The sequence below is a fragment of the Frankia alni ACN14a genome (genome assembly GCF_000058485.1).
In the GTDB taxonomy this organism is placed as follows: Bacteria; Actinomycetota; Actinomycetes; order Frankiales; family Frankiaceae; genus Frankia; species Frankia alni.
Genome location: NC_008278.1, coordinates 6,485,361 through 6,504,651 on the forward strand (window position 1 = coordinate 6,485,361; position 19,291 = coordinate 6,504,651).

The 19,291-nt window shown below is 73.1% G+C and carries 16 protein-coding genes; 12 read left to right on the top strand and 4 right to left on the bottom strand.

The genetic code is table 11. From position 1 onward, the window contains the following. Window positions 1–1,545, bottom strand: a complete 1,545-nt coding sequence (locus FRAAL_RS26045; RefSeq protein WP_011607034.1) for an acetamidase/formamidase family protein — start codon at window positions 1,543–1,545, stop codon at window positions 1–3. A gap of 341 nt (window positions 1,546–1,886) precedes the next feature. Between FRAAL_RS26045 and FRAAL_RS26050 the strand changes: the two genes are divergently transcribed. The 3 genes from FRAAL_RS26050 (at window position 1,887) to FRAAL_RS26060 (ending at window position 7,652) form a co-directional block, all read left to right on the top strand. Continuing rightward, window positions 1,887–2,879 (top strand): thiamine-phosphate kinase, encoded by a 993-nt coding sequence (locus FRAAL_RS26050; protein ID WP_011607035.1) that lies wholly within the window; start codon window positions 1,887–1,889, stop codon window positions 2,877–2,879. 586 nt (window positions 2,880–3,465) lie between these two features. Further along, window positions 3,466–7,272 carry a multifunctional oxoglutarate decarboxylase/oxoglutarate dehydrogenase thiamine pyrophosphate-binding subunit/dihydrolipoyllysine-residue succinyltransferase subunit gene (locus tag FRAAL_RS26055; RefSeq protein WP_041939794.1) on the top strand — a complete coding sequence of 1,269 codons (3,807 nt, stop codon included), beginning with the start codon at window positions 3,466–3,468 and terminating at the stop codon, window positions 7,270–7,272. A gap of 200 nt (window positions 7,273–7,472) precedes the next feature. Continuing rightward, complete coding sequence (locus tag FRAAL_RS26060; RefSeq protein ID WP_009742177.1) at window positions 7,473–7,652, top strand: DUF6104 family protein; 180 nt, start codon at window positions 7,473–7,475, stop codon at window positions 7,650–7,652. A gap of 48 nt (window positions 7,653–7,700) precedes the next feature. Here FRAAL_RS26060 and FRAAL_RS26065 read toward each other — a convergent pair whose 3' ends face one another. Next, window positions 7,701–8,675 (bottom strand): zinc-binding dehydrogenase, encoded by a 975-nt coding sequence (locus FRAAL_RS26065; RefSeq protein ID WP_011607038.1) that lies wholly within the window; start codon window positions 8,673–8,675, stop codon window positions 7,701–7,703. Window positions 8,676–8,857: 182 nt separating this feature from the next. Between FRAAL_RS26065 and FRAAL_RS26070 the strand changes: the two genes are divergently transcribed. Next, complete coding sequence (locus tag FRAAL_RS26070) at window positions 8,858–9,100, top strand: hypothetical protein (protein ID WP_231861356.1); 243 nt, start codon at window positions 8,858–8,860, stop codon at window positions 9,098–9,100. Between the two features lie 91 nt (window positions 9,101–9,191). On the opposite strand, the gene FRAAL_RS26075 is transcribed toward FRAAL_RS26070, so the two are convergent. Beyond that, on the bottom strand, window positions 9,192–10,421 hold the full coding sequence (locus tag FRAAL_RS26075) for an NAD(P)-dependent malic enzyme (RefSeq protein WP_011607040.1): 1,230 nt from the start codon (window positions 10,419–10,421) through the stop codon (window positions 9,192–9,194). A 440-nt stretch (window positions 10,422–10,861) separates the two neighbouring features. On the opposite strand from FRAAL_RS26075, the gene FRAAL_RS26080 reads away from it, so the two are divergent. The 7 genes from FRAAL_RS26080 (at window position 10,862) to FRAAL_RS26110 (ending at window position 16,800) form a co-directional block, all read left to right on the top strand. Continuing rightward, window positions 10,862–11,725 carry an ABC transporter substrate-binding protein gene (locus FRAAL_RS26080; protein WP_063822665.1) on the top strand — a complete coding sequence of 288 codons (864 nt, stop codon included), beginning with the start codon at window positions 10,862–10,864 and terminating at the stop codon, window positions 11,723–11,725. Continuing rightward, entirely contained in the window at window positions 11,722–12,723 is a 1,002-nt protein-coding gene (locus tag FRAAL_RS26085) for an amino acid ABC transporter permease (protein ID WP_011607042.1), read from the top strand. The genes FRAAL_RS26080 and FRAAL_RS26085 overlap by 4 nt, the downstream gene beginning before the upstream one ends. Window positions 12,724–12,734: 11 nt before the next feature. Next, entirely contained in the window at window positions 12,735–13,493 is a 759-nt protein-coding gene (locus FRAAL_RS26090) for an amino acid ABC transporter ATP-binding protein (protein WP_011607043.1), read from the top strand. 133 nt (window positions 13,494–13,626) lie between these two features. Next, window positions 13,627–14,253, top strand: a complete 627-nt coding sequence (locus FRAAL_RS26095) for a dTDP-4-dehydrorhamnose 3,5-epimerase family protein (protein ID WP_011607044.1) — start codon at window positions 13,627–13,629, stop codon at window positions 14,251–14,253. Beyond that, entirely contained in the window at window positions 14,250–14,933 is a 684-nt protein-coding gene (locus tag FRAAL_RS26100; protein ID WP_041939796.1) for a GNAT family N-acetyltransferase, read from the top strand. Before FRAAL_RS26095 ends, FRAAL_RS26100 begins: the two co-directional genes overlap by 4 nt. Before the next feature lie 362 nt (window positions 14,934–15,295). After that, on the top strand, window positions 15,296–15,832 hold the full coding sequence (locus tag FRAAL_RS26105) for an anti-sigma factor (RefSeq protein WP_011607046.1): 537 nt from the start codon (window positions 15,296–15,298) through the stop codon (window positions 15,830–15,832). Beyond that, window positions 15,829–16,800 carry an RNA polymerase sigma factor SigF gene (locus FRAAL_RS26110; protein WP_083866925.1) on the top strand — a complete coding sequence of 324 codons (972 nt, stop codon included), beginning with the start codon at window positions 15,829–15,831 and terminating at the stop codon, window positions 16,798–16,800. Before FRAAL_RS26105 ends, FRAAL_RS26110 begins: the two co-directional genes overlap by 4 nt. Before the next feature lie 183 nt (window positions 16,801–16,983). Here the strand turns inward: FRAAL_RS26110 and FRAAL_RS26115 are convergent, their stop codons facing one another. Continuing rightward, the gene (locus tag FRAAL_RS26115; RefSeq protein WP_041939797.1) at window positions 16,984–17,517 is read right to left on the bottom strand and encodes a hypothetical protein; all 534 of its coding nucleotides are present in this window, start codon (window positions 17,515–17,517) and stop codon (window positions 16,984–16,986) included. Between the two features lie 430 nt (window positions 17,518–17,947). Between FRAAL_RS26115 and FRAAL_RS26120 the strand changes: the two genes are divergently transcribed. After that, entirely contained in the window at window positions 17,948–19,060 is a 1,113-nt protein-coding gene (locus FRAAL_RS26120; protein WP_041939798.1) for a diacylglycerol/lipid kinase family protein, read from the top strand. The last annotated feature ends 231 nt before the right edge of the window (window positions 19,061–19,291 follow it).

Genomic DNA, 19,291 nt, shown 5'->3' on the forward strand with positions numbered 1-19,291 from the left:
TCACCGGCCCGCCGGACGGCCCCGCCGGTCGGCCGGTCCCGAACGCGTCGTCCCGGCCCGGGGGGACCGGGGCGCACCTGCCGGGGGCGACCCGCCCCTGCCGGGCTCGGCGGCGGGCCGCTCACCGCCCGCCGGTCCCACGGGCTCGTCCGCCGCGCCCACAGGCTCGCGCTCGTGCCCGTCGCCGCCCGCGTCCGCGACACCGCCCGCGTCCGCCACGCCCGCCACGCCGCCCGCGTCCGCGACACCGCCCACGTGCGCCACGTCCGCCACGTCCGCCACGTCCGCCACGCCATCCAGGTCGTGCACGGTGTGCGTGCCATCCACGTCCGGCGCTCCGTCGGCGTCCGGCGCTCCGTCGGCGTCCTGCGCGCCGGCGGCACTGACGATGCGGGTGAACGGCGGCCGGTGCAGCCGGGGTTTCGCCGCCGTCGGCTCCGTGAAGTCCGCCCGGTGGATGCGGCAGAATGCGGTCTGCGTCCCGGGCCCGATCCGACACACCCCGACGTCCGCCGCCGCCGACAGGTAGGCCAGCGCCTCGGCGCGTTCGAGCCCGACACGGCTCTGCAGGAACACCACCGCCGAACGGGTCGCCCGGCGGATCGCCTCGGTCAGATCTGCGTCGACTCCCACGGTGACCCAGACGTTGTCGGTCTCGACGAACGGCTCGCGCAACGCCCCCAGGGCGGCGCGGGCGGCCGCCTCCCGCAGCGCCGTCAGGCGCAGCGTCGCGCGCAGCGGGCCCTCCAGGGCCGTCGCACCGATCTTGCCGTCGCCGACGGCGTAGTGCGGATCACCGACGGCGAACAGCGCGCCGGCGACCTGGACGGGCAGGTAGAGCCGGGCGCCGGTGCCCAGATCGCGGCAGTCCAGGGCGCCGCCGTGCGGGCCGACCGAGGTGGCGGAGATGACCTCGGTGGTACTGTCCACCGCGACCGCCATGACGCCCAGGAACGGGGCCAGCGGGAAGCGGGCTCGTCCGCCGCTCGTGCTGGTCAGCGCGCCGAAGAGACGTCCGCGGCGGCGTTCGACGGCGCAGAAGGTGGTGACGGTGCGAAAGCGCTGCCAGTGCCGCGCGTCGGCATCCGGCTCGGGCGGGTCGCCCTCTGGAAACTCCCCGGCGAGCAGGCCCGCGCCGTGACGGGAGGAGACGATCCCGTACCGGGCCCGCGGGTGCAGCGACAGGACGTCGACGCGCAGCACGTCACCGGGCTGGGCCCCGCGGACGAGCACCGGCCCGGTCACGATGTGCGGGGCGTCCACGCCGAAGCGGTGCGGCAGGCCGGAGGCGGCGATGGCCCGGGCGTCGGCGAGGACCTCGGACGGCGGCACGCCGAGGTCGGCGAGGAACGCGTCGGGATCACGGCCCTGGTCGCCGAGGATCCCCTCCGGGCTGACCGTGTCGAAGGTGACCGCGGCGCCGGAGTCGATGCTGAGCACGGGCCTGGTCAGTGCGTTGGGCAGCTCGCCCCATGTGACGGTCTCGGGGGTGGAGGGCAGGTAGTGCTTTCCCTCGATCTTGCCCCGGCCTGGCTGCAGCGCCACAGGCGGGCCTACCAGGCCCGGTGCCGGCCGGGCGGGTTCCCGCCGTGACGAGCCGCCCGGGCGCGCGGGCGACCGGCCCCCGGGGTCCCGGCGGGCCGGACTCGACATGCGAAACGACAGGACTGGTCATGCACGCGCGTCAGATTTTCAGTGGCATATGACGAAAAGGTGACGCGGATGTTGCGATCACGGTCATTCGCCCGAACGGGGGGTGCTGGGCCGGTGAGCGGGGGGTCGGTGGGCGTAGGGAGACGGTTCGGCGGACGGCACCGGCGCTTCGGTGCCAGCACCGGCACCGGCACCGGCACACCCTTCCGCGCCGGCATCGGCACCGGCGCGCCGTGACCGCGACGCTGCGGGATCTCGGCGAGTTCGAGCTGATCCGTGCGATCACCGCTCGTTTCGCCCTCGGCCAGGACGTGCTCGTCGGCCCGGGCGACGACGCCGCGGTGCTGTCCGCACCGGACGCCCGGGTGGTCGTCACCACCGACCTGCTGCTGGAGGGCCGCCACTTCCGGCGGGACTGGTCGTCGGGCGTGGACGTCGGGCACAAGGCCGCGGCGCAGAACCTCGCGGACGTGGCGGCGATGGGGGCCCGACCGACCGGATTGTTCGTCGGCTTCGCCGCACCCGGCGACCTCACCGTCGACTGGGCGCTGGCGCTGGCCGACGGGCTCGCCGCCGAGTGCGCCCGGGCCGGGGCCACCGTCGCCGGCGGTGACATCAGCTCCGCCGACTCCATCATGCTGGGGGTGACCGCTCTCGGCGATCTCGAGGGCCGGGCGCCGGTGCTGCGCTCGGGGGCCCGACCGGGTGACGTGGTCGTGCTCGCCGGTTCCCTCGGTCGGGCCGAGGCGGGCCTGGCCCTGCTCACCGCGGGCCTGGGCCACGACGCCGATGCCGACGCCGACGCCGATGCCGACGCCGGCTGGACGGGGCTGGTCACAGCGCACCGGCGCCCGCGGCCGCCCTACCCGCTCGGCCCGGCGCTCGCCGCGGCGGGCGCCCACGCGATGTGCGACGTCTCGGACGGTCTGGTCCAGGACCTCGGCCACATCGCCACCGCGTCGGGGGTGAGGATCGATCTCGACCTGGGCGGCCTGACCGCCCTGGCCGCCGCGGAGCCACTGCCCTCGGCCGCCGCTGAGCTGGGGGCGGACCCGCTGGACTGGGTGCTCACCGGCGGTGAGGACCACGCGCTCGTCGCCTGCCTGCCCCCGGCGGCGGCCATCCCCGGTGGCTGCGAACGGATCGGGCTGGTGCTGCCGGGAACGGGCGTCACCCTGGCCGGGCGGCCGACCGCCGGCCGCGGGGGCTGGAATCACTTCAGGTGACCGTGGGCCCAGCGGCGTAACCACCCGGCCGGCCGCGGCCGCGGCCGCACATCGCACCGCGGCGGGCGATCCCGCCGGGCGGGCGGCGGGCTCGGTGCGGGGGAACTCGGTGCGGCGGAACTCGGTGCGGGTGGACGGGCCCGAACAGCAGAAATCGCCCCGGCGATCCGCCGGGGCGAGCTGCGTTATTCGAACCAAGTAGACGCCGGCCCGCCAGGTCGCCTCACGGGCGTAGGTCGCTCGAAGCGACTTTTATTGGGTCCGGGGGCCATGATGCGGGCCGGCGACACTCAGTTTAACGGATGGATCGCCCCAGGTGTTCCCCACGCGGGAAGCCGGACGAACGACCCGCATCGGGTGCTGGCCGCCAGGCCGGGGCGAGTCACCCTCCGCTTCCGACCCGGCACGCGACGACCGACCAGGTGGACGGCAGGGCGGCGTCGACCCGGCACGCACCGTGCCTGTGACCCGACCGGGCGGGCCCGCCCCTGCCCTGGGTGTCCAGAGCGGGTAGCCTGAGCAGACGGTGGCAGAAGGGCCTTTCGGAGGCCGTGAAGTGAGACCGTGGATAGAGGCGAATGGCCCCGTGACAGCACCGACGGTTCCTGCGTCAGGACCTGACTTCGGACCTAATGAATGGCTGGTCTTCGAGATCTACCAGCAGTTTCTCGAAGATCCGCAAAGCGTGTCGCCGGAGTGGCGGGAGTTTCTCTCCGACTACCGGCCCACCGCGCCGCCGGCCGGCCCCGGTGCGGACGCGCCCGCCGCGGAGGTGGCACCAAGCGGGATCTCGCCCGACGGTGAGGTCGCGCACACGGCGCCGCCCGCGGCGAAGCCTACTCCGCCTGCGGCCCCGGCGTCCGTGCCCACTCCGGCCCCGCCCGCGAAGCCCGCCGCGGCGGCGCCCGCGAAGCCCGCCACGCCCGCACCCTCCGCGCCCGCGAAGCCGGCAGCCACCGCGCCCGCCGCGGCCGCCAAGCAGCCGGCACCCGCCCCCGCCGGCGCGCAGGGCTCGGCCACCACGCCGCTACGCGGCGCGGCCGCCCGCGTGGTCAGCAACATGGAGACGTCGCTGCACGTCCCGACCGCCACGTCGGTGCGGGCGTTCCCGGCGAAGCTGCTCGCGGACAACCGCATCGTCATCAACCGGCACCTGGCCCGCTCCAGCGGCGGCAAGGTGTCGTTCACCCACATCATCGGCTACGCGATGGTCAAGGCCCTGGCCGACCACCCCGCCATGAACGCCTCCTACGCCGAGGTCGGCGGCAAGCCGGCGCTCGTCCAGCCGGAGCACGTCAACCTCGGGCTGGCCATCGACCTGGTGACCCCGAAGGGCCGCCAGCTCGTCGTCGCCGCGGTGAAGAAGGCCGACACGCTGGACTTCAACCAGTTCTGGGCGGCCTACGAGGACCTGGTCCGCCGCGCCCGGTCGAACAAGCTGACCACCGACGACTTCACCGGCGTCACCATCAGCCTGACCAACCCGGGCGGCATCGGCACGGTGCACTCGGTGCCCCGGCTGATGGAGGGCCAGGGCACGATCATCGGCGTCGGCGCGATGGAGTACCCGGCCGAGTTCTCCGGCGCCGCGGCCAACACGCTGGCCCGGCTCGCGATCTCCAAGACGATCACGCTGACCAGCACGTACGACCACCGCATCATCCAGGGCGCCCAGTCCGGCGAGTACCTGCGCCGGATGCACCAGCTCCTGCTGGGCGAGGACGGCTTCTACGACGAGATCTTCCAGTCGCTGCGGGTGCCGTACGAGCCCATCCGCTGGGTCTCGGACATGCCCGTGGTGCACGAGGGCGACCTCGACCACAACGCCCGGGTGCTGGAACTGATCCACGCCTACCGGGTGCGCGGCCACCTGATGGCCGACACCAACCCGCTCGAGTTCGCCATCCGCAGCCACCCCGACCTGGACATCATCAGTCACGGGCTGACGCTGTGGGACCTCGACCGCGAGTACGCCGTCGGCGGGTTCGCGGGCCAGCGGACGATGTCGCTGCGCGACGTGCTCGGCGTCCTGCGCGACTCGTACTGCCGCCGGGTCGGCATCGAGTACATGCACATCCAGGAGCCCGACGAGCGGGCCTGGATCCAGGCTCGGGTCGAGCGCTCCGCGGAGCGCCCGGACCCGGCCGAGCAGCTGCACGTGCTGGAGCGCCTCGGCGCCGCGGAGGCGTTCGAGTCCTTCCTGCAGACGAAGTACGTCGGCCAGCGCCGGTTCTCCCTCGAGGGCGCCGAGTCGACCATCCCGACGCTCGACGAGGTGCTGGAGCGCTCCGCCGACGCCGGCATCGACGAGGTCGTCATCGGCATGGCCCACCGCGGCCGGCTGAACGTGCTCGCCAACATCGTCGGCAAGTCCTACCGGCAGATCTTCGCCGAGTTCGAGGGCCACCTCGACCCGCAGACGGCGCACGGCTCCGGCGACGTGAAGTACCACCTGGGCGCGGAGGGCGTGTACACCGGCCGCGAGGGGCGCAAGGTGCCCGTCTCGGTCGTGGCGAACCCGTCGCACCTGGAGGCCGTCGATCCGGTCACCGAGGGCGTCGTCCGCGCCAAGCAGGACATCCTGGACAAGGGCACGGCCGGCTTCACCGTCCTGCCGATCCTCGTCCACGGCGACGCCGCGTTCGCCGGGCAGGGGGTCGTCGCCGAGACGCTGAACCTCTCCCAGCTGCGCGGCTACCGCACCGGCGGCACCATCCACCTGGTCATCAACAACCAGGTCGGGTTCACCACCTCGCCGGAGTCGAGCCGGTCGTCGGTGTACGCCACCGACGTCGCCCGGATGGTCCAGGCCCCGATCTTCCACGTCAACGGGGACGACCCGGAGGCGTGCGTGCGGGTGGCGGCGCTGGCCTTCCAGTACCGCCAGGCGTTCAACAAGGACGTCGTCATCGACCTGCTCTGCTACCGCCGCCGCGGCCACAACGAGATGGACGAGCCGTCGTTCACCCAGCCGCTGATGTACGACACCATCGCCAGCAAGCGCTCGGTGCGCAAGCTCTACACCGAGGCGCTGATCGGCCGCGGGGACATCACCCGCGACGAGGCCGAGCAGGCGATGAAGTCCTACCGCGCGGAGCTGGAGAAGGCGTTCGCGCAGACCCGGGACACCACCCCGTCGGGCACCGCGCCGCAGCCGCGGATCGTCACCACCCCGGAGGAGGCGGCCGCCGCCGCCGCGGTCAGCACCGCGGTCTCCGCCGAGGCCGTGAAGAAGGTCGTCGAGACGCAGGTCAACCTGCCCGACGGCTTCACCGTCCACCCGCGGCTGCGCCCCCAGATCGAGCGGCGCGCCCAGATGGTCGAGACCGACGCGATCGACTGGGCGCTCGCCGAGACGCTGGCGTTCGGCACGCTCATGCTCGACGGCCGCTCGGTCCGCCTGACCGGGCAGGACAGCCGCCGCGGCACCTTCGGTCAGCGGCACGCCGTGCTGGTCGACCGGCACAGCGCCGAGGACCACACCCCGCTGCGGACGCTGCGCTACGGCGTCGACGGGACCGAGCACAACGACGGCGTCGGCACCTTCTACGTCTACGACTCGCTGCTCAGCGAGTTCGCGGCGATGGGGTTCGAGTACGGCTACGCCGTCGCCCGGCCGGACATGCTGGTCCTCTGGGAGGCGCAGTTCGGCGACTTCGCCAACGGCGCCCAGTCGATCATCGACGAGTTCATCAGCGCGGGCGAGGCGAAGTGGGGCCAGCGCTCGGCGCTGGCGCTGCTGCTCCCGCACGGCTACGAGGGCCAGGGGCCGGACCACTCCTCCGCCCGCATCGAGCGGTTCCTGTCGCTGTGCGCGGACAACAACATGACGGTCTCGGCGCCGTCGTCGCCCGCCAGCTACTTCCACCTGCTGCGCCGGCAGACCCTCTCGCCGGTGCGGCGCCCGCTGGTCGTCTTCACACCCAAGTCGATGCTGCGGCTGAAGGCCGCCACCTCGACGGTGGCGGAGCTGACCGAAGGTGGCTGGCAGCCGGTGATTCCCGACGACTTCGTCACCGACCCGTCGACGGTCCGCCGGGTGCTGCTCTCGGCCGGCAAGGTCTACTACGACCTGGCCGCCGCCCGGGGCCGGCACGACGACGCCGAGCGGTTCGCGCTGCTGCGGGTCGAACAGCTCTACCCGACTCCCGGGCCGGAGCTGGCGAAGGCGCTCGAGCGCTACCCGAACCTCACCGACGTCGTCTGGGTGCAGGAGGAGCCGGCGAACCAGGGCGCCTACCCGCACATGGCGCTCAACCTCGGCGAGTTCCTGCCCGGCGGGATCCGCCTGCGCCGGATCTCCCGGCGGGCGGCGGCGGCACCGGCGTCGGGTTCGTCGCGGGTGCACGAGCGCGAGCAGCAGGCCCTCGTCGAGGCCGCGTTCGAGGACTGAGCAGTCACCGCCTGAGCGACACCTGGCGGCTACGTTACGGACGGCCGCCAGGTACGGCATCGACGAGGAGGACGGACGGTACCGGCAGCACCGGTACCGTCCGTCCTCAATGCCGTCGGGCAGCAGGATGCCGTCGGGCAGCAGGGTGCGGCTGAACAGCGGGACGCGCGCGAGACGCCGCCGGGGACGACGGGAGCGGGATGTACTTCACCGACCGAGGCATCGAGGAGCTCGCCGACCGCCGCGGCGCGGAGACGGTGACCTACGAGGGGCTCGCCGACTCGCTGCGGGCGTTCGTCGACGTCCATCCGGAGTTCGAGGAGGCCGTCGAGCGCCTCGCCACCTGGCTCGCCCGCCCCGACGACGACGCCGACCTCTGAGCCCCGGCCGGGGCCGTCAGGGCGTCAGGGCGTCAGGGCGTCAGGGCGTCAGGGCGTCAGCACCAGCTTGCCGAAGACGTCCCCGCCGGCGAGCTGCTCGAACGCCGCGCGCGCCGCGGACAGCGGGCGCACCTGGTGCACGGGCGGGCGGACGCCGGTGCGCTCCAGGAAGGCGAGCAGATCGACGAGCTCGTCGCGGCTACCCATCGTGGAGCCCACGACGGACAGCTGCAGGAAGAAGATCCGGGTGAGCTCGGCCGGCGGGTTCGGGCCGCTGGTCGCGCCGGAGACGACGATGCGCCCGCCCGGCCGCAGGGACTTCACCGAATGGCTCCAGGTGGCGGCGCCGACGGTTTCGATGACGGCGTCGACCCGCTTCGGCAGCCGGGCGCCGGACTCGAACGCGCCGTCGGCGCCGAGAGCCGTGGCCCGCGCCCGCTTGCCCTCGTCCCGCGAGGTGACGAACACGGTGTGCCCCGCGGCCTTGCCGATCAGCAGGGCGGCGGTCGCCACCCCGCCGCCGGCGCCCTGGACGAGCAGAGTCCCGCCGCCGGCCGCCGGCAGGCCCGCTCGGGACACCACCATCCGGTAGGCCGTGAGCCAGGCGGTCGGCAGGCACGCAGCCTCCTCCCACGTCAGCCCGGCGGGCTTCGGCACGAGGTTGCGCCGGGGCACCGCGACCCGCTCGGCGAGGGTGCCCGGATGCAGTTCGGACAGTAGGGTTCGCCGCGGGTCCAGCGTCTCGTCGCCGGCCCCCGCAGCCGGATCACCGATCACCGCGTGCACGACGACCTCCTCCCCCTCGGCGGTCACCCCGGCGGCGTCACAGCCGAGGATCATCGGGAGGCGGTCGGCCGGCAGGCCCACTCCGCGCAGACTGAAGAGGTCGTGATGGTTCAGCGAGGCGGCCCGCACCGTGACGGTGGCCCACCCGTCCGGCGGCGCGGGCTCAGGCTGCTCGCCGAGGGACAGACCGTCGAGAGGGGCATCGGGATGCAGGGAAACCGCGGCGGCTGCGAGCACCCCACGAACCTACGACCGCCCGGTCGCGGGCGCGAGCGACGCGAGGCGGCCGCAAGGGGGATGCCGGGGTCAATTCCGACGAACAGGGATCATCCGCCCCGGTCCGCGCGTCCCCGGGTCCGTTGTGCTGAACTCATCGCCGTGGGTACGACAAGCGTGGACGGTGCGGTGAACAAACCGTGGTGACCCGGGATGACCCGTCGGAGACGCCCCCGCGGCGCGGCGCGCACCGGCGGCTGAGCTTCCGCCGCCGGCACGTCGTCCCGATCCCGGAGGCACCCGCCACGGTCATGGTCGACGGCACACCGGTCATCACCGTCATGTCGGCGGACTTCGTCTGCTGCTCCTACAAGGGCTGCGGGACGCTCCGCCCGCTCGACGACGCCGTCGAGCACCGGCCCTGCCAGGGGTGCGGCCGCGTCTGAGGACGCGCCCGCTCGGGCCCTGCTCCGCCGTGGACGACGGGGACCCCGCAGGCGGCTGCCCGCGGGGTCCCCGACCGTCCGGGATCTTCCGTCAGCGCCGGGCGACCCCGTCGGCCCGGGCGGCCGCGGCGACCGCCGCGGAGACGGCCGGAGCCACCCGGGGGTCGAACACGCTCGGGATGATGAGGTCGTCGGCCAGCTCGTCGGCGATCACATCGGCGAGCGCCGTGGCGGCGGCGAGCTTCATGCCCTCCGTCACCCGGCTGGCCCGCACGTCGAGCGCACCGCGGAACACCCCGGGGAACGCCAGCACGTTGTTGATCTGGTTGGGGTAGTCGCTGCGCCCGGTGGCGACGATGCGGGCGTACTTGTGGGCGATCGCGGGCTCCACCTCGGGGTCCGGGTTCGCCATCGCGAAGATGATCGCCTCGGGCGCCATGGTGGCGACCGCCTCCTCCGGCACCTGCCCGGAGGACAGACCGAGGAACACGTCCGCGCCGCGCAGCGCGTCGGTGATCGAACCGGTCAGGCCGGCGGAGTTGGTCTCGGCGGCGAGCGCGGCCTTCACCGAGGTGAGGGCCTCGCGGCCGGGGTAGATGATGCCGCGGCTGTCCCCCACCGCGATGTCGCCGATGCCGGCGGCCAGCAGGATGCGGGTCACCGCCACTCCGGCCGCCCCCGCGCCGGACACCACGGCACGCAGGTCGCCGAGGGTGCGACCGGTCAGCTTGGCGGCGTTCTCCAACGCGGCCAGGGCGACGATCGCGGTGCCGTGCTGGTCGTCGTGGAAGACCGGGATGTCGACGCGCTCCTGCAGGAGGCGCTCGATCGCGAAGCACCGCGGCGCCGAGATGTCCTCGAGGTTGATTCCACCGAAGCTCGGCGCGAGCCGGACGACGGTCTCGACGATCTCCTCGACGTCGGTGCAGGCGAGCGCGAGCGGGACGGCGTCGACGCCGCCGAAGTGCTTGAACAGGGCCGCCTTGCCCTCCATGACCGGCAGGGAACCCAGAGGGCCGATGTCACCGAGGCCGAGCACGGCGGTCCCGTCGGTGACGACTGCGACGGTGTTGGACCGCCAGGTGTAGTCGTCGGCAAGCGCCGGCGTCTCGGCGATCGCCGTGCACACCCGCGCGACCCCGGGAGTGTAGGCCAGCGAGAGGTCCTCGCGGTTCTCCAGGGGGACGGTGAGCGCGATGCCGATCTTACCGCCGCGGTGCAGGGCGAAGGCGGGATCGTCGTCGGACGGGCGCGGGCTGACCCCGGCCAGTTCCGACGCGGCGGTGGAGTCGAGGGTCGAGTGGTCAGTGGTTGCGGTCACGGAGATTGCTCCTCGGACATGCCGCCGGTGGCCCCGTGGGCGATCGTGGTACCACCTGGGCGGCGCTACAAGACGCCCGCCCTCCGTGCGTGCCGTGTCCGCAGGAGGGCGGGCCTGAGCGGCCCCACTCCACGATGTTTGGTGATCGTGCAGCGGGACGAGCGCCCGGGGGTTGCCCGGGGTTACATCCAATATCGCACGCCGACCCGCTCCAGCTCTCGCCGAAGGTTCGCCCACGGTGAACCTCGGACGAACCTCACCGCAACGCAAACGAAACATGTCGACACGGAGCGGGTGTGCGAGCGTAGCGAAGACGTCACATGATCAGGGTTTGGTGCACTCGGACACCGCCCACATCACGTAACGCTCCGCCCGAATCCTGGAGGTCATCAGTGCACAGCGGCGTTTTTCGTCATGGTGCGAGGATATCTGCCCTGGTCATGAGCCTCGCGTTGCTGACGATCGCGGCGGGCTGTGGCGATGATGACTCCGACTCCACGGTCACCCCGGCGACGGCCACCGCCGCTGACAGCGTCATCGCAGGTCAACTACCCCAAAGCAGTCGCGACAAGGGGACGCTCACGGTGGCCACCGACCCGTCCTACGCGCCGAACGAGTTCTTCGACACGGACGGAAAAACCATCATCGGAATGGATATCGACCTGGCCCGCGCACTCGGCGGTGTCCTGGGTCTCAAGGTCCAGCCCACGCAGGTGGTCTTCGACTCGATCCTGCCCGGTCTCGCCTCCGGCCGATATGACGTCGGCATGTCGTCGTTCACCGACACCAAAGAGCGGGAGAAGCAGGTCGACTTCGTGACCTACTACTCCGCGGGCACCTCCTTCATGACCCGCGGCGAGGACGGCGCGGAGATCGCCACGCTGGCCGACCTGTGCGGACACACGGTGGCGGTGGAGACCGGCACCACCCAGCAGACCGACGCCGGCGACCAGAGCGGCCGGTGCACGGCCGCGGGCAAGCCCAAGGTCACCGTCCAGAACTACGACGACCAGAACGGCGCCAACCTGGCCCTCACCTCGGGCCGCGCCGAGGTGTCGATGGCGGACTCCCCGGTCGCCGACTACCAGGCGAAGCTGTCCGGCGGAAAGATCCGGATCGTGGGGAAGCCCTACGGGACCGCGCCCTACGGCATCGCCGTGCCGAAGAACTCCGGCCTGGCCGCCCCGCTGCGCGCCGCCATGGCGAAGCTGATCGACGACGGCTCCTACGCGAAGATCCTCGACCGATGGGGGGTCCGTGACGGGGCCATCAGCGACCCGCGGCTCAACGGCGCGGCCGGATGACGGCCGCGGACGCCCCGCCGCCCGGCGCCCCGCCGCCCGGCGCCCCGCCGCCCCCGCCCGGCGCCGCGCCGACCGCCGAGCCCGCCCTCGCCGCCGAACCCGCCCTCGCCGCCGAAGCCGCGCCCGCCGCCGAAGCCGCGCCCCCCGTGGCCGGGGGGGACGTCGACGCCGTGCCGCTGCGCCATCCCGGCCGGTGGGCCGCGGGTGTGGTCATCCTGGTCCTCGCCGCGATGGGGGTGCACTCCCTCGTCACCAACCCGCATTTCCAGTGGGGCACCGTCGGCGACTACCTGTTCGCCGAGCCGGTGCTGCGCGGCCTGTGGGCCACCGTCTACCTGACGGTGATCGCGATGGCGATCGGGATCGTCGGCGGAATCGTGCTGGCCATCCTGCGGATGTCGCCGAACCCGGTCGTGGCCGGCGCCGCCTGGCTGTACATCTGGTTCTTCCGGGGCACCCCGCTGCTGGTACAGATCCTGTTCTGGAGCTTCGTCGGCGCGCTGTACCCCCGGCTTTCGCTCGGAATACCGTTCGGGCCGAGCTTCGTCTCCGGCGACGCCAACCACATCGTGCCGCTGTTCGCCGCGGCGGTGCTCGGGCTCGGCCTCAACGAGGCCGCCTACATGGCCGAGATCGTGCGCGCCGGCATCAACGGCGTCGACGCGGGCCAGACCGAGGCGGCGTCCGCGCTCGGCATGTCCCGGGCGCTGGCCCTGCGGCGCATCGTGCTGCCGCAGGCCATGCGGACGATCATCCCACCCACCGGCAACGAGACCATCTCGATGCTCAAGACGACCTCCCTGGTGAGCGTGATCTCCTACAACGAACTGCTCAACGCCACGCGCATCGTCTACGCCCGCACCTTCCAGACGATCCCGCTGTTGATCGTGGCGGCGCTGTGGTATCTCGCCCTGACCTCGGTGCTCACGCTCGGCCAGCACCAGCTCGAGCGCCGTTTCGCCCGCGGCACCCTGCCCGGCGCCGGGGACCGCCGGTGAGCGGCAGCGCGGTGCCGATGGTCCGCGCCGAGCGGGTGCGCAAGTCCTTCGGCCAGCACGCCGCCCTTCGGGAGGTCTCCCTGACCGTGGTCCCCGGCGAGGTGACCTGCCTGATCGGGCCATCCGGATCCGGGAAGACCACGTTCCTGCGCTGCATCAACCACCTGGAGCGGATCAGTGGCGGCCGGCTGGAGGTCGACGGGGAGCTCGTCGGTTACCGCGAGCACCGTGGGCGGATCCGGGAGCTGCGGCCCCGCGACATCGCCCGCAAGCGCCAGGAGATCGGGATGGTGTTCCAGCGGTTCAACCTCTTCCCGCACCTGACCGCCCTGGAGAACATCATCGAGGCCCCGGTCCGGGTGCGCGCCGAGCGGCGATCCGAGGCGGTCGACCGGGGCCGGGCGTTGCTGGCCCGGGTGGGCCTCGCCGATCGGGCCGGCGCCTATCCCGCGGAGCTCTCCGGCGGGCAGCAGCAGCGGGTCGCGATCGCCCGGGCGCTGGCGATGCGTCCCAAGCTGATGCTGTTCGACGAGCCGACCTCCGCGCTCGACCCCGAGCTGGTCGGCGAGGTGCTGGAGATCATGCGCCAGCTCGCCGCCGAGGGGATGACGATGATCGTGGTGACGCACGAGCTCGGGTTCGCCCGCCAGGCGGCCGACACCGTCGTCTTCATGGACGCCGGCACGGTCGTCGAGTCCGGGCCGCCGGCCACCCTGCTCACCGCGCCGGCGCACGAGCGCACCCGCGCCTTCCTGTCCAAGGTGCTCTAGCTTCACGACGGACTCCGGCCGCACCACCACCGGAGCCGGCGCTCCGCACGAGCCACACCTGAGCACCAACGCGCGCCGACCCGACGGTCCGGCCTGCTGGGAGGCAACCGGTCGAACCGGTACCTTCGCTGTCGTGGAGATCAGCGAACTATCGGTTCCGGACGCCTGGGTGTTCACCCCTCGTCAGCACTCCGACAGCCGCGGGACCTTCCTGGAGTGGTTCCGCTCCGACGCTCTTGCCGAGGTCGTGGGCCATCCGCTGACCCTGTCGCAGGCCAATCACAGCGTCAGCCGGGCCGGGACGCTTCGCGGCGTGCACTACGCTCAGGTGCCACCCAGTCAGGCGAAGTACGTGACCTGCGTACGCGGGCGGGTGCTCGACTGCGTCGTCGACATCCGCACCGGATCGCCAACGTTCGGCACCTTCGCCGCGGTCCTGCTCGACGACGTCGACCGGCGCGGCCTGTACGTCTCGGAAGGTCTGGGGCACGCCTTCATGGCGCTGACCGACGACGCGGCGATCTCCTACCTGTGCTCGACGCCCTACACCCCCGGCCGCGAACACGGCGTCGACCCGCTCGACCCCGATCTGGCCCTGCCCTGGCCCGACGACCTCACGCCGCTGCTGTCGGAGAAGGACGCCGCCGCCCCCTCCCTGAAGGAGGCCGAGTCGGCGGGCCTGCTGCCCACCTACCGCGACTGCCGGGCCTTCTACGACGAGCTACGCGCCGCCGGCGCCATGGCGGGCGGATCGCGATGATCCGGGTGGCCGGCCCCGGCGACGTCGAGGCCATCCTGGAACTCGTCCGGGCGCTGGCCGCCTACGAGCGCGAGGCGGACCAGGTCACCATGACCCCGGCCGAGCTGCAGGCCGCCCTGTTCGGCCCGATCCCGGCCGCCTACTGCCTCGTGGCCACGGCGGACCAGCCACCCGCGGGTGCTACCCCGACCGGGGGACCACCCCCGTCCGGGGGACCACCCGCAACCGATGGTGCGCCTCCGACCGGCGGCACGACGGCGACCGGCGGCACGACGGCGACCGGTGGTGCGCCTGCGACCGGCGGTGCGCCTGCGACGGGCGCGGACCGTCCGCCCCCGATCGTGGGCTTCGCGATCTGGCATCCCACCTTCTCCACCTGGACTGGCCAGTCCGGCATGTACCTGATCGACCTGTTCGTGCAACCGGGGCACCGCCGCAGCGGCCACGGCCGGGCGCTGCTCGCCGCGCTCGCCACGGTCTGCGCCACCCGCGGCTACCGGCGGCTCGAATGGGCCGTGCTCGACTGGAACACCCCGGCGCAGGCGTTCTACCGCTCGTTGGCGGCGCGGCCGCTGACCGGGTGGTCGACCTGGCGGGTGGACGGCGACGCCCTCACCGATCTCGCCGCTCTGGCCCGCCCGCGCCCGTGCACCGGGACCGGCACCGGCGATCCGTCCTGATCTCGCCGGGTTGGCCCGGATCGGGCCCGGCTCGGCGGTTCGTCTCCGTTCTCGGCCCCGCGCACCCGGCCGGGACCGGCACCGGCCAGGCACGGAAAGAGGCCGCCGGTGCGGGCTTACGATCACCCGACCTGCGGGACCCACCGGCGGCTGGGTACGGTGGAGGCGGTGGCCGTCGCCGGCCGCCGACGGAGCGGATCGCGAGCGGCCATGAGGGACGTCACGGCCGCCGCGCAGATGCATGATGCCGTCGGTGGACGGGAAGGCAGTCATTCACAACATCATCGTTCGGCCGGCTCCGGCCGGCGGACCACCCGCGAGGGTTCCTCCTCGCACTACGCAGGCTCTTTGGGGGTAGGAACGTGGATCCGACGCCTTCGACCGGCGGCGCGGAGAACTCCGACACCATCGACAGCCAAACCGCCCATTCCGGCGGACTGCGCGACGTCGTCGCGCTCACCCTGCCCGCGGCCAGTGCCTACCTGACCGTGCTGCGCACGGCCACGGCCTCCCTCGCGGCTCGGCTCGACTTCACCCTCGACGACATCGAGGACCTGCGGATCGCCGTGGACGAGGCGTGCGCGCTGCTGCTCGTCTCCGCGGTGCCCGGGTCGTCGCTCGACTGCACGTTCACGCTCTCGCCCGGAGTGATGCACGTGCTGGTGACGGTCGAGAGCCTCGACGGCGAGCCGCCGTCCGAGGACACCTTCGCCTGGACGGTCCTCAAGGCCCTCGCGGGCGATGTCGACACCTCCACCGGCCCGGGCAACAAGGTGAGCATCACGCTGCAGAAGCGCCGGGGCGTGCGGGCGGATCTCGGCGAGCCGCCGGCGGGGCACGTCCGCGGATCGGGTGCCGCCGACCAGACACCACTGGGTGACGCGGTAGGTACACCGTGACGTCAACCGGCAGAACCCCGACTCCGCCCCGCACGGCAGCCGGCCAGGACGCCCCCGCGGTGGACCCGGTGGCCGCCCTGAGCCAGCGGGGGGCGGCCCTGGACGAACATCCCGCCGAGCGAGGCCAGGAGGCGGACCTCGGTGCCGAGGTCGCGGCCCAGCCGGTGCCGACCGCCGAGCCCGAGCGCGAGAGCACCGAGCGCACCCACTCTCCCGACCGGGCGATGGCCCGGGCGCTGTTCGTGCGCCTGGCCGAGCTGCCCGAGGGTGACGCGGAGCGCGCCGCCATCCGTGACCAGCTGGTCCGGATGCATCTGCCGCTGGTGGAGTACCTCGCCCGTCGCTTTCGCAACCGTGGCGAGCCGCTCGACGACCTCGTCCAGGTCGCCACGATCGGCCTGATCAAGTCGGTGGACCGGTTCGACCCGGAGCGCGGGGTGGAGTTCTCCACCTACGCCACCCCGACGATCGTCGGCGAGATCAAGCGGCACTTCCGCGACAAGGGCTGGGCGATCCGGGTTCCCCGCCGTCTGCAGGAGCTCAAGCTCTCCCTGACGAAGGCGACGTCCGAGCTGTCCCAGACACTCGGCCGCTCCCCCACCGTCAGCGAGATCGCCCGGCACCTGCAGATGAGCGAGGAGGACGTCCTCGAGGGCCTCGAATCGGCCAACGCCTACTCGGCGGTCTCCCTCGACGCGCCGGACTCCGGTGACGACGAGGCTCCCGCCGTGGCGGACACCCTCGGCGTCCAGGACGAGTCCCTGGAGGGCGTCGAGTACCGCGAGTCGCTCAAGCCGCTGCTGGAGAAGCTCCCGCCGCGGGAAAAGCGCATCCTGCTCCTGCGCTTCTTCGGCAACATGACCCAGTCGCAGATCGCCACCGAGCTCGGAATATCCCAGATGCACGTGTCCCGGCTGCTGGCCCGAACCCTGGCCCAGCTACGCCGCGGCCTGCTCGAGGACGGCTGACCCTCCCGCCTCCGGCCACCTGGCCACCCCCGGCCGTCCGGCCGCCCCGCCGGGCCGTCCGGCCTTGCTCGGCGAACGTCCTGACCCGGCCACGCGCCGCCCCAGGACCGCCCTCATCACCCGAAGAACCCGCCACCCGCGCAAACCCGAACACCCGAACCCGAACACCCACCGGGCGCGGTCTCAGGGATGCCGCGGCCCGCGGGTGACCTGCCGGCCATCGCCGCGTCCGGCGTCCCCGCCCTCGTCCTGCCCCGCGTGGGTGGCGGGGCCGCGGGCGTCGGAGGCCGACGGACCGAACCCGACCGAGGCCAGCAGGGCCACGATGATCACGAGCGGGACGACGAACAGCGGAATGCCGTAGCCGTAGTCGCCGGCCTGCACCAGGCCCCAGGCGACCGGCAGGCAGAGGATCTGCACGACGAGCGTCGGCGACCGGTAGGACGCCCCTCGCCGCAGCACTCCGGCCGCGAGCACGGCCACGCCCACGGCGCCGAGGATCGCGAGCACCCCACCGGTCTCGGCGCGCCCCACGTCGTCGATGTCGGACCCGAACCCACGCAGCACCTGCAGGACGCCCAACGCCAGCAGGACGAGCGCCTCGGCGACGAGCAGGACGCTGGCCACCCAGGTCGTGACAGACGCGGTGCGCGCGGCCGCACGCAGTTCGTCGAACCGGCCGCCCGCCGGCTGCCCGGGACGGCTCGTGGATCCCATGCCTGCGACACTACGTCTCCAAGGCCTCAGACCGGTCCCCCAAGGGCCCCAGAACGTTCTCCCGGGGCCCCAGACCGTCCTCCCAGGGACCCTGCAGACCGATCCTCCGAGGGCCCCCGGCCCCCAGACCGGTCTCCCACGACCCCAGGCTGTTCTCCCCCGGGCCCCGCCGGACCAGACTCTCCCGGGGAGCCGGTCCAGTCCCGCGATCTCGAAGTGGCGCGCCCTCCGCCCAGCTGGGCGCGTATGGGGGTCGCCGTCACCGTCACACGACTCCCCCGGGCGCCCGTTGCGGGCGATTCCTACCGATTCGAGGCGGGCGCGAGATCCGCGGAGCGCGACGGCGCCGACACCCGGGCCCCCCGGTTTCACCGATGTGAGAGTTTTCCCAGCCGCCGCCCGGGATGGGCGGGCGGACTACGGTAGAGGCATGCGAGGGCTGCTGGTCGTCAACCCCGTCGCCACCACCACAACGGAGCGTGTTCGTGACGTCCTCGCCAGCGCGCTCGCGGCGGACGTCGCGATGGAGACCGTGCTGACCAAAGGCCGCGGTCACGGGGTCGAGCTGGGGGCGCGAGCGGTCGAGCTCGGGGTCGATGTGGTGATCGCCCTGGGCGGGGACGGCACCGTCAACGAGATCACCAACGGGCTTCTGCAGAACGGCCCGGGCGACGACGGGCCGGCGCTCGCGGTGGTGCCGGGTGGTAGCACCAACGTGTTCGCTCGAGCGCTGGGTTATTCGGCGTCGCCGGTGGAGGCGACCGGTGAGCTGCTGAACGCGTTGCGCGAGGGGCGCAGCCGCCGGATCAGCATCGGTCGGGCCGAGTACGGCGACGTGAGTCGCTGGTTCACGTTCTGCTTCGGCATCGGGCTGGACGCGCGGGTGGTCGCGCGGGCCGAGGAGAAGCGGCACAAGGGGCGCCGCAACAGCGCCGGCCTGTTCCTGCGGACGGCGGCGGGTCAGGTGACCCGCGGCGCGGACCGGGGCGCCCCACCCATCGCCCTGGAGACGACCGCCGCCCACAGCCTTCCTACCGGCGACGGGCCCCTCACCGACGCCGCTCTCCCCACCGGCGCCGCTCCGCCTGCCGACGCCGGCCCCTTGACCGACGCCGGCCCGCCGAGCGACGCCGGCCCGCCGACCGACGCCGGCCTGCCGACCGACGCCGGGCAGGCCGCGGATGCGGCGGCGGCCGGGAGCACCGAGGAGCGCATCGCCCTCGGCATCGTCTGCAACACCCGCCCGTGGACCTACCTGAACTCCCGTCCCGTGCTGGCCTGCCCCGAGGCGTCGTTCGACACCGGGCTGGATCTGCTGGCGCTGCGCCGGGTGCGGCTGTCCAGCGTGCTGCGCACTGCCTCGCAGATCCTGGGAGACGGGCGCGGTCCGCGCGGGCGCAACGTCGTGCGCCGCCACGACGCGGCTGTGATCCGGTTCCTCGCGGATCACCCGCTGCCGCTACAGATGGACGGCGAGTACCTCGGCGAGTACCTCGACGTCACGCTCACCCACCACCCGCGGGCCCTGCGCGTCATCGCCTGATCCGGCAGGTGCCGCGAGACCGGATGGTCGAGGCCAACCGGACGGGTACGGCCGAGGCCCGCACCTACGTCCGAGGCCCGCACCGCCGGACGGTCCGCTGCCCACGGCTCGGATTCCGGGCAGCCCGCGGCCGCCCGCCCGCCGCTGTGATCGATCGTGCACGGAATCGTGCCGAGGCTTCGGTACGGTCCGCGCCCGGAATGCCGTCCTTATCCCTCGGCGTGATGTGGC

Excerpts from the sequence above, each read along its gene's own strand:
- FRAAL_RS26060 (WP_009742177.1), top strand. The coding sequence starts at position 7,473 with ATGTACTTCACCGACCGAGGCATCGAGGAGCTCGCCGACCGCCGCGGC.
- FRAAL_RS26115 (WP_041939797.1), bottom strand. The coding sequence starts at position 17,517 with ATGGGATCCACGAGCCGTCCCGGGCAGCCGGCGGGCGGCCGGTTCGAC.
- FRAAL_RS26085 (WP_011607042.1), top strand. The coding sequence starts at position 11,722 with ATGACGGCCGCGGACGCCCCGCCGCCCGGCGCCCCGCCGCCCGGCGCC.
- FRAAL_RS26120 (WP_041939798.1), top strand. The coding sequence starts at position 17,948 with ATGCGAGGGCTGCTGGTCGTCAACCCCGTCGCCACCACCACAACGGAG.
- FRAAL_RS26080 (WP_063822665.1), top strand. The coding sequence starts at position 10,862 with ATGAGCCTCGCGTTGCTGACGATCGCGGCGGGCTGTGGCGATGATGAC.
- FRAAL_RS26100 (WP_041939796.1), top strand. The coding sequence starts at position 14,250 with ATGATCCGGGTGGCCGGCCCCGGCGACGTCGAGGCCATCCTGGAACTC.